Below are 13,863 nucleotides of genomic sequence, written 5' to 3'. Positions count from 1 at the left end.
ATATACCATGAAATGAGTTGAGACATATGAGTGAATTTCAAAAGAATACCATTGCGACAGATGAAGACTATTTTAGATTATCAAGTAAAGTTTATAAAGATAATTATTTACACAAAGGAGAAGAAATAGAAGGTATTGATGGTAAGGTTTGGAAAGTGATAGAATCTGTAGATGCAGATTGTCAAAGAGTAAAAAATGGATTACAAGCCATTGCTGTTGTGCCAGAAAAAGAATATAAAGAGCAAGAAAAGTTTGAAGAGAATAAAAGGGAATATAAAACTATTATCTTTGCATTTCGTGGAACGGAATTTGGCAAGGGTGATGGTGATATTGAAACAGATGTTAATCAAATTACATTTGGATTGAAAAAAAACACTGAACTTAACATTGCAAAACAGGAAGTTGAGAGTAATATTCCTACATCATTTGATAGTTCCTTAGAGTTTGTTGATATGGTTAATGGAAAATATCATCCAACTTATGTTCACGCTACAGGGCATAGTAAGGGTGCTGCAGAAGCTCACTATGTGGCTGCAGAGCGAAATTTTTATGCAACTACATATGCCGCACCTAATATATATCGATTGTTAAGTTCAAAAGCGAAAAAACGTGTAGATTCTGGAGAAATGGATAATAAAATTGTTGATTATACACACATAAAAGATGCAGTGGGAAACTTTTTGCAATTTGGAGCAACATTAGTTGGAAGGCAATATACTGTCAAAAGTAATGGGAAAACAGATAATTTGCTTGCTTTGTTTCTTATGGGAGAACATCCAACAGAAACATTTAAAGGCATGTTTCATGCCAATGGAAGTGCTCGCTTACAATTAGAACCGGACGAAATTATTAAAGAAGCAGAGGGACTTCAAACAATTAGTCATACACTACTACGCATTGCAAAAAACATAGAAGAATTTCAAAGAAAAGAAGAAGAAGCCATCGCTGAATTGAAAAGACAATTAAAGCGTGAGACAGGTTCTGGTGGAAGATATCATTTGTTGAGTGAACATGATGTAGATGAAGCCATTGCGGAGATTGCTAAAGTAAGAAGAAATGGACAAGAGTATTTTTATGATGTTGATTTAGCCGAAGAATTAATCCATCTCTTACAAAAAGAACAAAAGAATTTGGATAACTTTGGAGAAAGAATTGCCCATGCAGCAAAATCATTCCGAGCTAAAGATGGTCAGTTAGCAGAAGAAAATTTCAATTGGCTAGGGAGTCGATAATATGGTTGATTTTATTGGAGAAATTAAAAAAATTGAAAAAGAAATTGAAAATGCAGCTAAAGATGTTGCAAGTCATGTTGTTGATGAATTACAAGCTGCTAAAAAACGACTAGAAACAGATATGGAACGAATGCTTTTAAAAACAGAAGTGTCATTTAAAGTAAGTGAAATGGTACATGAGCAGCAATACATGATTCGAAAAAATCAAGATTTATTTCATGATGTATGTAAAGGTTTAGCAGATAAATCTACAGCCTTAGATAAAAGTTTTGAAAGTCGAACAGGAAGTAAAATACAGCAGGAAGTAAATGACCATTTAAGTAAAATTCGCAATCAATTTATTTCAACTTATTATGAGTTTTATAACAGTTGTGGAAAAAAATAATTTAATAAAATTAAATTTTCTCACTTTGTATAGATGTTAGATCAGTAGTACGATATATATATGACAAATTTATAGGGAGGGAATTGGGGTAGTTTTTCTTCTGCCTATTAAAAAAGCTCACTCATAAGAGCAAGCTTTTATATTTAAAATCCGTATAATACACCTGCTATTAAATACGTTAAAGCAGGGAGCAGAACCATAAGAGAAAGAGTTCCATAGTACCAGAGACGATCGGAGGCGTGTTCCTCAATCCCAAAGAACTCATTTACCTTTTTATATTTATTTTTCAGGTTTTCACAGAATGTTTCGAACAATTTCTTTTTACCTGTACGTTGTGTTAAAATAGTCTCACCTGTCGTAATTTTGATTAGTGTATTCGCCATCGAAATCACCCTTTCATTATTATGATAGTTTTGTAAGAGCAAGCTCTTTCGTGCCGCCAAGCCGGAGAGAGCTTGCTCTTTTTAGTTTTAAATTTTATGGTATAGATTAAAAATCCATTTCGTCTTCTAAATCGTTCGTATCCATTCCGCCACGAAGTGTGTCTAATGTTTCCCTAGATCCTTCTTTCATAATTGGAGGGGTCGATTGTGTTTCTTCTGTTGGCGGAAATTGTTCTTTTTTAACAACAGAACTTTGTTCTAACTTAGCCTCTAACTTATCAATTTTTTTTAATAAAAGTTGAAGCAGCTCATTCTCACGATTCTTATATTCCATCAACTCTACAACATATTCAGTAAGAACTCTTTTTTGAGATTTCTCATTCAAAACTTTATAGATATGGTCTGGCATATTCCTAGGAGATAGTGTCATTCGTTTTCGTTTATCTTCCATTGCAAGCACACCTTAAGATTTTACTGTTTTCGTTTTTTCAATGCTCAATAATTCTAATGCATTTAGGTTTATTGTGCGTGATGTAGGAGCATCTAACTCATTTTCTTCATTTTTGATGATATCACTTAAGAAGAAATGATTTGATTCTGCAATTTCTTTTGACATGTGGTTTAATAAATTACTTTTAATATACGGTTCTAATATATCTGCTTCTCCACCAAAATAAACATTATTCATCAACTCTGTACTCTTACTTAATTCACGAATTAATTGATTAACAAACAGTTCAGCATAATCATTTAACATTTCTTTTATTAGAGCAGTGAAATCTTTTGTTGCTCCTGTGTTAGCATTTACAAGCTTGTATTCATCATTTTTGTAATTTGCAACAATGAAACTTTCCAATAAGCGAAGGCTATCAAATACATCTAATAACTTTTCTTTTCTAAATTGTTCTAAATACCCTAGGAATGGTTCAATGTCTATTACTTTAAATGCATCTCTACTTCGTGGCGCTGTCAAACCTGGTCCTAATGTAACCACATCAGTAGAGCCTCCACCAATATCAATTAAATTCACTATAGAATTTTCGAACCTTTCCGCTATTTTTCGTTTTTCCAACACGATAGCATCATCTTTTTTAACTAATCTATATTTAATAGCATAACGAGCAACTTCTGATTCAATGCGACAATCAGCTTGATTTACTTTAATTTTTAATTCTCGTTTCATTCCTGGTGTATGTATAGAAACAGTATGTTCTGTTCTTGTGAATCTTTCTTCCATTAAGCGCTGAGCAATACTAAATTTCGCTTCTTTTTGTAATACCCAAATCGGAAGCATCATACTCATGTACTCAATTTCCACTTCATTATCAGTGATATCAGATACAATTTCCATCACAATATTTTCAGTACTTTCTTCATCCTTTTGGTTCGTTTTTAAAGCGTGATAATAAGCAACAGCGCCTAAAAACGAAACATAAGGGATGTGACTTGTGATTTTGTTGTGCATACTATCCACATGCATATTGGCTAACGGATGTTTTGCAGCTGCTTCCCCAACAAGATAATATTTTTCCTCATCATTGATCGTTGTAGAAATTAACAGGTTTTTTAATAAAGCATGTGGATTCTCAATAGCATCTACAAAAACCTTCTCTGCTCTTTCTTTTGTTAGTTCTACAACAACTGTTGGGAACTCAAAGTAGTAACGATCAGCAAGAACATTATTAACACTGTTCCCGAAATCTTGATTTAAGCGTGAAATTATCATGTTTTATTGTCCTCCTTTTAACAAGTATGATTCAAACCATACTTGTAATTCCATTCTACCATAAAATAATAGTTTATCAATAAAAATCGCTCGACAAGTGACACTTGAATGTGACTTGATTTTAAGATTATCTATTTTTCTACCAATAAAACAAAAAAAGAAGGGAGCAGCTAGGCTACTTCCTCCAAAACTGCCACCACTTCTTTTTATTCTTCGTTTCTAGTATTATACGTTTCTGGTCTTGTATTTCGCGTATAAGATTCATTAACTCACTATCTCTTTTTTCTAATTTCTCATCAATATACGTTTTGAGCTCCTGTATTTCCTCCTGGAACTGTTGCTGCTTTGCGCTTATACGTTCTATATGTTGTTGCAGCTGTTGCAACTCTACCGTTGGTTGAGATGGCTGTGTTGATGGTAGTTGTATCACAGATATATCATGTGTTGTTTGTTTTACAACTTCTGCAACGCATTCAGTCAAAGCCTTGCCAGATAAGGAATGTAACTCTTGTAACTGTTTCATAAGTTGTAGATCTTTATCCGAATATCTGATTTTACCTTTTACCTTAGTAAAACGAATATTGTGCGCATAAAAGAGGGTATTGTATTTTCGTATTGTTTCTGGGGCTATATTTAACTTCTTTGCAATTTCAGCAGTGGAATATGTCCTCTCTTGCCGCGCCTCTGTGTGGACGACATGCACCGTTATCACCTCCTGTAACTACTTTCTAGCAGGAGGGCGGCGTTTCCTTGTCTTCGTCAAAACATGCTAATCTTCCCTAAAAAACATAAATTATTTTTATAACTAATTTACAGTGCGTGAAATTTTATATTGCGGACACACAGAAAAGCCTTAAGAAACCTTAATTAGAGATAGAGTACACATTGTATATACAGTTTTATATTGGTAGGCTAGGAACATTGTGATAGAATAAAAACAACTGTATATGTATGTAGGGTGGCTGGTTGCTTTCCTTTCTCTTGATATAAGGGAGAAAGGAGGTGGACCCAATATGATGGAATATTTACTGTCTTTGCTACAGGATTTGTTGAAAGTATTTTTGACAATCCTCGTTACAGCTTATGGAAATAAGTTAGCTAATGATTTTAGCAAAAAACGTAAAAGAGCCACCCATCGCCGTAGGAAGCTGGGTGGCTCTAAAAGAAGAAAATAAAATTTAGTAGCCTACCACCTTACGGCAGCAGTTACTAGAAGAGATGTGAGCGCATCTCTTCTTTTATTTTATGCAAATAAGTTAAGTGACATACTTATTGTATACAGAATACATATTCAATATACAATATTAAATCTACAGAAAATATACCATATCTTTATTTTTCGGTCAAACCAGGATAAACACAGTAACTCTCCTTTCTTTTAGAGGGGGACGAGAGCATCTGGCCATGCATGGAAGCGGTCAAGGTCTTTTCCTGCCACATGCTATGGTTTAAAACAAAATTTAGTTACTAATGGTGTGGCGACTCATAACTTCCATTAAGATATCTGCTATTAACTTTCCATTTTCAAAAATAATTTGATTTTTAGTGTATACATCTATATATTGTCCCAATCCTTTACTCAACATAATTTCCAGTTCATTTTTATCTAAAATTTGACAAGATAAAATGGTAGAATGTTTGCTAAAAGTTCGATAAAAGTTTAAAGTTTGACACAAAGAAGCAGCCAATGGTCTAAGCATTTCATCATAATAAGGACTTACATCTTCCGCTATTTTTTCGTTCAAGATAAAGTCCATTCCATTATCTTTTATGTCAACTCGAAATAAAAAAATCAATATATCTGCCTCCTTGTATAGCATATAACTATTTTTGTATTCTAGCTTTTTTTGCACCAGTTGCACGGAAAAGCACATTTCCAAAGTATTCTCCTGTATTTTTTCTTTAATCTTGATAACCTAAATCAAAAGAATAGAATCTTTCCAATGACTCTGTAGCGCCTATATATTCCAAGATCCGTGGAACTTCTTCTACCGATTGGTAATTAATTGTTTTTATATTTTTCTTTTTACTTTCTAATTGTATAGTTTTTGTGCTTATACCCAATTCTTTATGTAAATGCTGATTAATACGTTGCAATACATGACCGGATCCATAAATCCTTAAACGTGGTGAAAAGTAGATTCCACGTCTACGTTTAGATTTTTTTCTATTTAAATCATGTCTTAACCAAATGTAAGTTTTTATAAAAACCTCATCATTAAATTCTCCTTGTGGATATTCACGATCATAGCGAGAACCCGATTTCCATCCCATTTTAACCATTTCTATAACAAATGGATGCTTCATACCTAATGTGCAATACCAATCTCCTATATGTAAATTATTATTTTTATTAGAGCGAACTACACCGTTAATTAAAATGCAAAATTCATTAATATACTCATAAGAATCATCAGACAAAATAAAGCTACCAGAACTTTCATGGCCATTTCGCCATACAAATGCTAATGCTGCTGCAAATTCATCAGTTTTTCGAAATTCTGCAAACCATTTCTGTTCATCTGTTTGTACAGTTAATAGTTTTCGCATCTATTATTCCTCCTGAATCCTTAATTTCTTTTGTATTTTTGTAATACTTCTTCTAAAGCTTTGCGATCTTCTTCTGTTTTACGTAACACGGTGATATCTTGAACAACAATATCATATACAAATGATATTTCCCCATCTGTTTTTCCCTCATTGATTGCTTTTAAAATTGAAGGAAAGATAGCATCTTTAAAAGAATCTGATAGATCATTCCATCTACGTAATTCGGTTTTTTCTTCTGGAATAGGATTTTCATCACCATGAAGTGCAGCTGCTTCTTTTTCTTTTTGTTTGCGTACCCACTCTGGAACCATTTCACTACGTACAGGTTTAGAATCTGGAGCTTTCGCTTTACCTTGTCTTACTTTCTGTTTTTGGCCCAATTTGGACATTTTTTCTTCCACAACTTTGATGACATAATTCTCAGCTGCAGTTAGATCCGTTGTTCCAATTGCTTTACATTTGCTTGCAACATCATGTATAGCTTTAATAGTTTTTGTGTTTGTAATCTCTCGTTCTTTAATCTTTTGATTCATTAAATCAAGAATTATAGATTCAGTAACAGGGTTAGTTATAATTTCTTCTTCTTCAAGATCTTTTTGTAAATCTTTCTTTTTAAAATCTTTCTTTGTAGGTGTACTTTTTGTACTGTTCTTTTTGTACTGTACTTTTTGGACATTACTTAAATTACTGTAGTTGCAAGGATTTATATCTACACTCTTCCATTTTTGGCATAATTCTAAGTAAAATTCATCTATTTCTTCTGGTGTGAAAGGAATATCTGAAATTATATATTCGTACTGTTTTACTGGACGCTTAGATCGGGAACCCTTTTTCATACCGTATCCGTATCCCGCAATCATGTATCCATATTGAAGTAGTTCTTGAAAACATCTATCTACTACTTTACGACCATCTTTTTCTGAGTGGTTGTACAATTGCTCTTTCACAATAGTCCAATTTTCAGGAAGAGATAGAAGATAACTAGCTAAACCTCTAGCGCTGTAACTTAATTTTTTGTCTTGTAATAAACCATTATGTAGTGGTGAGTATTCTGATGTTTTCTTTCTTCTAACAATTGACATAATAAAAAATCCTCCATTTTCCACCCCGCTCTTGAAAAAAGAGTATAGGAAATTAGAGGATTGTTATTCATATTTTTTTATGCTATTATAGAGACAGAAATAAATAGCTTTTTTAAATATGTTATAACAAACCTCGTGTTCTAATTTTCAAAAGTTGTGAGGCGACCAAACCACTAAACCTTTGAAAATTCTATCGGGGTTTTTATTTTTTTATATAAAGTTTTGAAATATTTACATTTGCAATTTATATATCTACAAACCTATCATAGCAGAAGATTGTGGAAAAAAGAAGAGTAAAAGAAAAGACCGTCAATAAATGGCGGTCTTTTTCTGTGGATAAGTTCATTTATCCACAACGGTAGGTTCTACATGTTTATTTTTTCAAGTAGCCAGTCCTGGATCTGAAAAAAGAGGTGAGTGAAATCAAGATATTTATGTCTGTTGATATCTACCTTTAATGTATTATTGGCCCATAAGGATTCTTTTTTCGCGAATTAATTTTAAGAACAAGTGTTCTATTTGTGTTTAATGTGGTAAAATATAGATGTGAGGTCTTCAATATGCAAAATTACATATTGTCTTAAAACCGCATATTTACTGCGTTTTATGTAGAAAAATACCTTCCTTAATAATTATCTGACAATTCTCTTGCAGAAATTCGGGGGATTTGTGCTATTATTGAAATAATCAAAAAATCGGACGCAAAAAGACCCACGGTGTGAATAGTGTTAGCAGCACTTTCACACTACCTCCCTAAGCACCTAGGGAAACATTGTCGCGGATCTTATACATACATTATAACACAACCTAGAAAAAATAGTGGCGCGTTTTCCTTTATTTGTAATAGTTCACTAGGGTTAACGTGTCTTTTTGGCTCCAGCAAGGGGGACAAAATGCAAAATTTATTGGTAAACCTTCGGAATGAACTGGATGCAAAAGGTATTAAAAAAACAGAATTAGCGAATTGTTTAGATGTAGATCCTAGTGTTGTTACAAAAATTTTTAAAGGTGATAGACAAATTAGTTTATCATGTTTGATGAAAATACTTATTTTACTAAATAAAGGTAAGAAGTCAATTGAAGAGGCTATTGTTAAGTATATAGGATATGCGAAACATCAAAAAATGAGAGAATCTATGGAGTATTTAACTCTAGTAGGTGAATTTGATGTATTGAAAGTTTTCATTGATAAAGAAAAAAAATCTTCACGATCAGAAAATAGAGAGTATGCATTTGTATATGATGTTATTCGTAAACGTTATACTACAAAACTAACTCCAAAAACTTACTATAATCAAATCATCACAAAGAGTAAAAAAGTAAAAACTTTAGAGATGGAAATTTTAACAGAAATACTATTATGTCAAGCTATGTATCAATCTGGTGATTATCGGGTATTACATCAAAGACTTGCAGCTATTGAAGAAAAGATATTAGAAGTAAAAAATAAACAAATTAAAAATAGTTTAAAAATGAGATTAAAAGAAGCTATTGCGGTTATATCTTTGCAAAGATGTTTAATAAATAATACAAGATCAGTTTGCCTTGAAATATTAGATAATTTAAAGGAAGATGAGGCATTTTCGTTATTAAAGGTAAATGCATATTTAAAAATTGGGGAATCTTATATTTTTGAAGAAGGGAAGTATGAGCTCGCTAAAAAATATTTAGAAAAAACTTTAGAAGTATTAGGAGATCCTAAGTACCAAGGATTAAAAGAAAAGAAGTGGCTTGTACAATGTACACTTGCATTTTTAAAAATATATCACTGGAGAGATTTAGATACTCTAGGAAAGTTACATCCTGCTGAGGCAGCATTCTTGAAAATAAAACAAGGGAAGTGTGCTGATGCTGAAAGACTTTTATTAAAGTTACAAAAAAGGAATGCTGAATTAACTGATATTCAAACCTTTTATTTAGGACTTGCACGAAATGATAAAGAACTTATTAAGAAATCTCTTGAGATGTGCGAAGCATCTGGGAACATATTTTATGCACAATTACCTAAAATATATTTGGGATTAATTTAAAAAAATGGTATAATTAAGTTGGAATTGTCGTTGAGCGAGGTGAATTCGATGAAAAAATTATTAGCTATTTTACCTATGCTTGCTATTATGGGATTAGCATTCTTTGGTTATGATTGCGTTAAGGAAGAACCAAAACAAGAAGCGCAAGCGAATATTGTGGTGTGTATGGATCTAGATCCTGGTGGAGGATGGTAATATATACCGTGAAATTAATTGAATATATATAGTTTATTTATACGAAATGGCATCGTCTTTATAGGCGGTGTCATTTCGTGCGTTTAAGGGTTTTTTCCTTTTTGAGAAAAAACACAAAAGGGAAATTTATTACAAAAATTTACAATTTTATAGCTGTGGGGGATTTAAAATGAATAATGCATATTTACAACAACAATTGAAGAAAACAATTGCAGTATTATTAAAAAGTGATAACCAAAGTACAAATGTGAAATTAATTTTACATGATTTACATAAAAATGGATTAATTACAGAGGAGGAACTTAACTATATGAATGAATTAGTACATAAAAAAACAGGGCTAGTTTCTTAGTCCTGTTTCTCAATCATTCGTTGCACAGCTACGTCTAACAATGCCTTTAAAGTTTCTAGTTCATATTGTGATAATTCTTTTCCGTCCCAGTGTAAATTATCACTATCGAATAGTTCTTTAATATTATTTGTATTTCCTATAGGGTTATCAGTTTTACCTAATAAGTAATCTATTGAAACGCTAAAGAAATCTGCTAATTTTTCTATCGTCTCTAATGACGGTGTTTTTGTACCTTTTTCGTATTTGGAGATTATTTGTTTGCCTATTCCGATCTCTTTTCCTAGCTGCTCTTGAGTGAGTCTTTTTTTCTTTCTTAATTCAAATACCCTTTCTCCTAAAACATTCATTTTATATCATCCTTTCGGTTAACTTCAAGAAACTTATAACTTAAATTTATCAATTAGTAGCCTTTTAGGCAACGCAAAATGTTTAATTTATAAATATAAAAATTAAAAGTTGCCCATAAGGCTACTTTTATGTATAATAAAATCAGAAACAAGGATGGTGAAATAAATGTCTGCAATTAATACAGAAGAGATTAAATTACTTCGTGAAGAAAATGGTCATTCATTAGCGTTCGTAGCTAATTATATAGGTTTAAGGTATAAACGATCCTATGCTAATGTTGAAAATGGAGAAAGAGGCCTATCTATACAAAAGATTCAAAAGCTCTCAGAACTATACGGAGTTCCGATTGAAAGAATTATTAAAAAAGGCTAATTTTTTTTACCCATTAAGTCGCCTGTAGGGCTACTTAATTAAGGCGACTTTTAGTAAAGGAATAATAAAAGGAGGTGTCATGAAGTGAAACAACTTCAAGTAGTAGCTAATGAAATGCTTTCAGTTTATGAAAATCAAACTGGCGAAAAGTTTGTTAATGCAAGAGAACTTCACGAACAAATGTTAGTCGGCAAAGTATTTGCAGCATGGATGCAAGAACGAATTGAAAAGTATGGATTCATCAACAATGAAGATTATTTCTTAACGGTTTCCAAAACTGGAAAACGTCAAAATGTAACAAAACATGAATACTGGCTCACATTAGATACAGCAAAAGAAATTGCAATGGTACAGAACAATGAAATGGGTCGGGCAATCCGCAAATACTTTATCGAAGTAGAAAAACGATTTCGTCAGCAAACACCAAGAACAGAGCTGCAAATCTTACAAGGTGCAATCAATCAACTTGTAGCAGCCGAACAAAGAATGATGATGTTAGAAACTCAAGTAGTGGAAACAAATACTCGTGTAGATAACATGAGTCAGATTATCGCATTAAATACAGTGGACTGGCGACGAGATGTACACAAAATCATTAACAAAATCGCCGTAAAACAAGGCGGATATGATATGTACAGCATTATTCGAAATGAAAGCTACGAACTATTAGAAAGACGCGCCGGAGCAAATTTAGGTGTCCGTCTTTCTAACAAACAAAAGAATATGGCTGTGGCTGGAGCAACAAAAACACAAATCAATAAAGTATCAAAGCTTGATGTAATCGCAGAAGATAAACGACTTATTGAGATTTATCTTGCTGTCGTTAAAGAGATGGCCATTAAATACCAGGTCGATAAAGTTTCATAAATACATAGAGGAGGTTTTATATATGCCAATCGATTTAAACAGTTTAGCAGAAGGAGCAGTTGCAGAAAAAATGGATGCTGAGTTTGAAAGTGTTCTAAAGAACATGGCAGATCCTAATACTGATCCTACAAAAGCTCGCTCAATTACATTAACTCTTACATTCAAAGGGAATAAAAAACGTGAAATATGGGATTGTACAGTAAAAACATCATCGAAACTAGCGCCAGCAAAAGAGGTTGAGTCTACTTTCATTATGGGACGCGATGAGAATGGGAAGGTTATTGGGCAAGAACTTTCTTCTGGAGTAAAAGGGCAATATTACATCGATACAGATGGTGATGTTGCAAATGACATAGGAGAGAAAGTACCAGTAGAGGAAGCAGAAGCGCCTACAAATAGTGGTGTTGTCGACTTCCGTAAACAAAATGCTAACTAAAAGAAAAGGGGAAATGAAAAATGATTAAAGAGGCAATTCAGTACATTGTTGGATTAGGAAATACACGTATCGAGGAATTAAACGGACAGCAATTTTCAACACAGCCATTGCATGTAGTAGAGCAGCCTACTGTAAGAAGTCTTACAATTAACAGTCTTTCTGGATTAGTAGATTACATTAAATCCGAATTTGATGGCGATCATCAGCTAATGATTCATGTAAAAAGTCCTACAAGCGTATCCTGCTTTACACAAATTAATTATGACTATAACCGCAGTACTTTTGTACAAGCAGAGGCATTACTTCCACACTTTAGCTTTGAACGATTCCATGATGCAGAGAGTTTTAATATTAGCCTTCAATCTGCATTTGTAAAAAATGACGATCGTGACGTAATGCTTAAAGTTGTCGGGAACATTAAAGAAGAATCAGTAAATCAAGTTGGTGATAATGGTGTTTCTCAAAGTGTTGTGGCAAGAACAGGCGTTGCGACTGTCGGGGATGTATTAGTTCCAAATCCTGTTGCATTAAAACCATTCCGTACTTTTGTTGAAGTAGATCAACCGGAAAGTGATTTTGTCTTCCGTATGAAATCCGGGCCAACTTGCGGATTGTTTGAAGCAGATGGCGGCGCATGGAAGCTGCAAGCAATTGAAAATATTAAAAAGTACTTAATTGAGAAATTAGCTACAGAAATTGAGAGTAAGAAAGTATTTATTATCGCGTAAAAACTAGCAATCTATATACATGTAGCTGCATCGTTTCGATTTATCGATGCAGCTGCGCATAAAGTGAAGGTGAAACACATGGGTTTAGCCGATCAAGTTCTTCCGGAGCATTTATCCAAAGCAAAAGAACTTTCGAAAATTATAAGGGAATGCAAGATGAACATGCAGCTGCTTCGCAAACAGTTGGAGCAAGCAAACCGAAACGGTGAAGAGAAAGTGTACCTGGAATTAATAGCGTTATTCCAACAGCAAGAAAAACAAGCAAAAGAAGCGGAGCAGGAGCTTTCTAATATGTATTTTGAAAAGCAAGAGCGCGAATGGACAGAAGTTCATAAAGTTGTACTCCGTATGCGTGAAATAGGTATTAAGGAAGAGGTAATTAGAAAGATTTTAAAACCATAAAAAAAGACCCGTCTAGTGAACGGGCCATCAAGGGACAATTTCATTTGCAAGTATAACATATAAGGAAAAATTATGAAATATACGATTCTGGTACACGGGCGGCCAAACTATTGTGTGCTAGGAATTTAAAAATTTAATAGATTAAAAAACATACAGAAATGGAGCTGTGATTATGAGTCATTGGTTGTTCGATGTTGGTGAATGGTGTGATATTTGCGGTGAAGAAATAAAAGGTACTGCCATGCACAAGATGTATATCGAAGGCAGTGAAAAAACGCTTTGTGAAAGCTGTAAGGGTACTACAGAAAAGAAAATGAAAATTGTAAATCCGCTTATTCTGCAGGATATGATGAAAGCTTTATTAGAACAATTCGGTCGTAGTGAATTACGCCGCTTTAACCTAAATGAAGCTGAAAAGCTTGTGAAAGCAAAAGGTATATCGCTTGATATTGAAAAGCGTGGTGGAGCATTTAACCAGGAAAAAATGGGTGAATTTATTTCATTATCTACAGATGAATTATTGTTTATCATCAAATTTCTAAAAAAGAAAATTAGTAGCAGCTTATGGGTAAATGCAATGATTAGCGCGATTTTTGAAAAAGAAATATCTATTACACTAGCGTCGGCAGGTGATGGCCATGACAGAACAGCTCACACTAACGTTGGATGAAATCGTTGAGAATTCTTTTGTAATAGGAGCATATAGCTTTGATATAAACCAGGCACATATAAAAAAACGGCCAGGACGGGTGAGCTTCACTGATGTCCTCGCTAA

20 protein-coding genes are annotated in these 13,863 nt (G+C 33.2%); 12 read left to right on the top strand and 8 right to left on the bottom strand.

Features of this window, described 5'->3' with window-relative positions; genetic code table 11:
* Positions 1 to 26 precede the first annotated feature (26 nt).
* Positions 27 to 1,232, top strand: a complete 1,206-nt coding sequence (locus ACIGHG_RS23420; RefSeq protein WP_396550792.1) for a hypothetical protein — start codon at positions 27 to 29, stop codon at positions 1,230 to 1,232.
* A 1-nt stretch (position 1,233) separates the two neighbouring features.
* Entirely contained in the window at positions 1,234 to 1,617 is a 384-nt protein-coding gene (locus tag ACIGHG_RS23415; protein ID WP_396550790.1) for a hypothetical protein, read from the top strand.
* Between the two features lie 143 nt (positions 1,618 to 1,760).
* Here the strand turns inward: ACIGHG_RS23415 and ACIGHG_RS23410 are convergent, their stop codons facing one another.
* The 4 genes from ACIGHG_RS23410 to ACIGHG_RS23395 all read right to left on the bottom strand — a co-directional run bounded on the left by ACIGHG_RS23410 (position 1,761) and on the right by ACIGHG_RS23395 (position 4,429).
* A complete protein-coding gene (locus tag ACIGHG_RS23410) occupies positions 1,761 to 2,000 on the bottom strand; it encodes a hypothetical protein (protein WP_396550789.1) in 240 nt (79 codons plus the stop codon).
* 106 nt (positions 2,001 to 2,106) lie between these two features.
* On the bottom strand, positions 2,107 to 2,451 hold the full coding sequence (locus tag ACIGHG_RS23405) for a hypothetical protein (protein ID WP_396550787.1): 345 nt from the start codon (positions 2,449 to 2,451) through the stop codon (positions 2,107 to 2,109).
* A 12-nt stretch (positions 2,452 to 2,463) separates the two neighbouring features.
* Positions 2,464 to 3,726, bottom strand: coding sequence for an Alp7A family actin-like protein (locus tag ACIGHG_RS23400; protein ID WP_396550785.1), 1,263 nt, complete (start codon positions 3,724 to 3,726; stop codon positions 2,464 to 2,466).
* Positions 3,727 to 3,901: 175 nt separating this feature from the next.
* Positions 3,902 to 4,429, bottom strand: a complete 528-nt coding sequence (locus ACIGHG_RS23395; RefSeq protein ID WP_396550783.1) for a DUF3967 domain-containing protein — start codon at positions 4,427 to 4,429, stop codon at positions 3,902 to 3,904.
* A gap of 310 nt (positions 4,430 to 4,739) precedes the next feature.
* On the opposite strand from ACIGHG_RS23395, the gene ACIGHG_RS23390 reads away from it, so the two are divergent.
* Complete coding sequence (locus tag ACIGHG_RS23390) at positions 4,740 to 4,901, top strand: hypothetical protein (protein WP_396550781.1); 162 nt, start codon at positions 4,740 to 4,742, stop codon at positions 4,899 to 4,901.
* A 285-nt stretch (positions 4,902 to 5,186) separates the two neighbouring features.
* On the opposite strand, the gene ACIGHG_RS23385 is transcribed toward ACIGHG_RS23390, so the two are convergent.
* The 3 genes from ACIGHG_RS23385 to ACIGHG_RS23375 form a co-directional block, all read right to left on the bottom strand.
* Positions 5,187 to 5,522: a hypothetical protein gene (locus ACIGHG_RS23385; protein ID WP_396550876.1), complete on the bottom strand. Its 336-nt coding sequence runs from the start codon at positions 5,520 to 5,522 to the stop codon at positions 5,187 to 5,189.
* Positions 5,523 to 5,628: 106 nt separating this feature from the next.
* Positions 5,629 to 6,276 carry a hypothetical protein gene (locus ACIGHG_RS23380; protein ID WP_396550779.1) on the bottom strand — a complete coding sequence of 216 codons (648 nt, stop codon included), beginning with the start codon at positions 6,274 to 6,276 and terminating at the stop codon, positions 5,629 to 5,631.
* Between the two features lie 20 nt (positions 6,277 to 6,296).
* Entirely contained in the window at positions 6,297 to 7,382 is a 1,086-nt protein-coding gene (locus tag ACIGHG_RS23375; RefSeq protein WP_396550777.1) for a hypothetical protein, read from the bottom strand.
* A gap of 869 nt (positions 7,383 to 8,251) precedes the next feature.
* On the opposite strand from ACIGHG_RS23375, the gene ACIGHG_RS23370 reads away from it, so the two are divergent.
* From ACIGHG_RS23370 to ACIGHG_RS23360, 3 genes are all read left to right on the top strand, one after another.
* On the top strand, positions 8,252 to 9,388 hold the full coding sequence (locus tag ACIGHG_RS23370; protein ID WP_396550775.1) for an AimR family lysis-lysogeny pheromone receptor: 1,137 nt from the start codon (positions 8,252 to 8,254) through the stop codon (positions 9,386 to 9,388).
* A gap of 48 nt (positions 9,389 to 9,436) precedes the next feature.
* Complete coding sequence (locus ACIGHG_RS23365) at positions 9,437 to 9,583, top strand: complement C1q protein (protein ID WP_396550773.1); 147 nt, start codon at positions 9,437 to 9,439, stop codon at positions 9,581 to 9,583.
* A 169-nt stretch (positions 9,584 to 9,752) separates the two neighbouring features.
* Positions 9,753 to 9,935 carry a hypothetical protein gene (locus tag ACIGHG_RS23360; protein WP_396550771.1) on the top strand — a complete coding sequence of 61 codons (183 nt, stop codon included), beginning with the start codon at positions 9,753 to 9,755 and terminating at the stop codon, positions 9,933 to 9,935.
* Here the strand turns inward: ACIGHG_RS23360 and ACIGHG_RS23355 are convergent.
* Positions 9,932 to 10,282 (bottom strand): helix-turn-helix domain-containing protein, encoded by a 351-nt coding sequence (locus ACIGHG_RS23355; protein ID WP_396550769.1) that lies wholly within the window; start codon positions 10,280 to 10,282, stop codon positions 9,932 to 9,934. The genes ACIGHG_RS23360 and ACIGHG_RS23355 overlap by 4 nt on opposite strands.
* Before the next feature lie 166 nt (positions 10,283 to 10,448).
* Here ACIGHG_RS23355 and ACIGHG_RS23350 point away from each other — a divergent pair, with 166 nt between their 5' ends.
* The 6 genes from ACIGHG_RS23350 (at position 10,449) to ACIGHG_RS23325 (ending at position 13,758) form a co-directional block, all read left to right on the top strand.
* On the top strand, positions 10,449 to 10,655 hold the full coding sequence (locus ACIGHG_RS23350) for a helix-turn-helix transcriptional regulator (RefSeq protein ID WP_396550767.1): 207 nt from the start codon (positions 10,449 to 10,451) through the stop codon (positions 10,653 to 10,655).
* Positions 10,656 to 10,739: 84 nt separating this feature from the next.
* Positions 10,740 to 11,522: an antA/AntB antirepressor family protein gene (locus ACIGHG_RS23345; RefSeq protein WP_396550765.1), complete on the top strand. Its 783-nt coding sequence runs from the start codon at positions 10,740 to 10,742 to the stop codon at positions 11,520 to 11,522.
* Positions 11,523 to 11,544: 22 nt separating this feature from the next.
* The gene (locus ACIGHG_RS23340) at positions 11,545 to 11,958 is read left to right on the top strand and encodes a replication terminator protein (RefSeq protein ID WP_396550763.1); all 414 of its coding nucleotides are present in this window, start codon (positions 11,545 to 11,547) and stop codon (positions 11,956 to 11,958) included.
* A 20-nt stretch (positions 11,959 to 11,978) separates the two neighbouring features.
* On the top strand, positions 11,979 to 12,686 hold the full coding sequence (locus tag ACIGHG_RS23335) for a hypothetical protein (RefSeq protein ID WP_396550761.1): 708 nt from the start codon (positions 11,979 to 11,981) through the stop codon (positions 12,684 to 12,686).
* Between the two features lie 78 nt (positions 12,687 to 12,764).
* Positions 12,765 to 13,088, top strand: a complete 324-nt coding sequence (locus ACIGHG_RS23330) for a hypothetical protein (protein ID WP_396550759.1) — start codon at positions 12,765 to 12,767, stop codon at positions 13,086 to 13,088.
* A 172-nt stretch (positions 13,089 to 13,260) separates the two neighbouring features.
* Positions 13,261 to 13,758, top strand: a complete 498-nt coding sequence (locus ACIGHG_RS23325; RefSeq protein WP_396550757.1) for a hypothetical protein — start codon at positions 13,261 to 13,263, stop codon at positions 13,756 to 13,758.
* The last annotated feature ends 105 nt before the right edge of the window (positions 13,759 to 13,863 follow it).

Source organism: Bacillus sp. NPDC077411 (assembly GCF_044543425.1).
GTDB lineage: Bacteria > Bacillota > Bacilli > Bacillales > Bacillaceae_G > Bacillus_A > Bacillus_A bruguierae.
This window is presented reverse-complemented; position numbering and strand designations above follow the sequence as displayed.

Coding starts and splice junctions, on each gene's coding strand:
- ACIGHG_RS23330 (WP_396550759.1), top strand. CDS start 12,765: ATGGGTTTAGCCGATCAAGTTCTTCCGGAGCATTTATCCAAAGCAAAA.
- ACIGHG_RS23400 (WP_396550785.1), bottom strand. CDS start 3,726: ATGATAATTTCACGCTTAAATCAAGATTTCGGGAACAGTGTTAATAAT.
- ACIGHG_RS23405 (WP_396550787.1), bottom strand. CDS start 2,451: ATGGAAGATAAACGAAAACGAATGACACTATCTCCTAGGAATATGCCA.
- ACIGHG_RS23360 (WP_396550771.1), top strand. CDS start 9,753: ATGAATAATGCATATTTACAACAACAATTGAAGAAAACAATTGCAGTA.
- ACIGHG_RS23325 (WP_396550757.1), top strand. CDS start 13,261: ATGAGTCATTGGTTGTTCGATGTTGGTGAATGGTGTGATATTTGCGGT.
- ACIGHG_RS23390 (WP_396550781.1), top strand. CDS start 4,740: ATGATGGAATATTTACTGTCTTTGCTACAGGATTTGTTGAAAGTATTT.
- ACIGHG_RS23420 (WP_396550792.1), top strand. CDS start 27: ATGAGTGAATTTCAAAAGAATACCATTGCGACAGATGAAGACTATTTT.
- ACIGHG_RS23355 (WP_396550769.1), bottom strand. CDS start 10,282: ATGAATGTTTTAGGAGAAAGGGTATTTGAATTAAGAAAGAAAAAAAGA.
- ACIGHG_RS23340 (WP_396550763.1), top strand. CDS start 11,545: ATGCCAATCGATTTAAACAGTTTAGCAGAAGGAGCAGTTGCAGAAAAA.
- ACIGHG_RS23365 (WP_396550773.1), top strand. CDS start 9,437: ATGAAAAAATTATTAGCTATTTTACCTATGCTTGCTATTATGGGATTA.
- ACIGHG_RS23410 (WP_396550789.1), bottom strand. CDS start 2,000: ATGGCGAATACACTAATCAAAATTACGACAGGTGAGACTATTTTAACA.
- ACIGHG_RS23335 (WP_396550761.1), top strand. CDS start 11,979: ATGATTAAAGAGGCAATTCAGTACATTGTTGGATTAGGAAATACACGT.
- ACIGHG_RS23370 (WP_396550775.1), top strand. CDS start 8,252: ATGCAAAATTTATTGGTAAACCTTCGGAATGAACTGGATGCAAAAGGT.
- ACIGHG_RS23350 (WP_396550767.1), top strand. CDS start 10,449: ATGTCTGCAATTAATACAGAAGAGATTAAATTACTTCGTGAAGAAAAT.
- ACIGHG_RS23415 (WP_396550790.1), top strand. CDS start 1,234: ATGGTTGATTTTATTGGAGAAATTAAAAAAATTGAAAAAGAAATTGAA.
- ACIGHG_RS23380 (WP_396550779.1), bottom strand. CDS start 6,276: ATGCGAAAACTATTAACTGTACAAACAGATGAACAGAAATGGTTTGCA.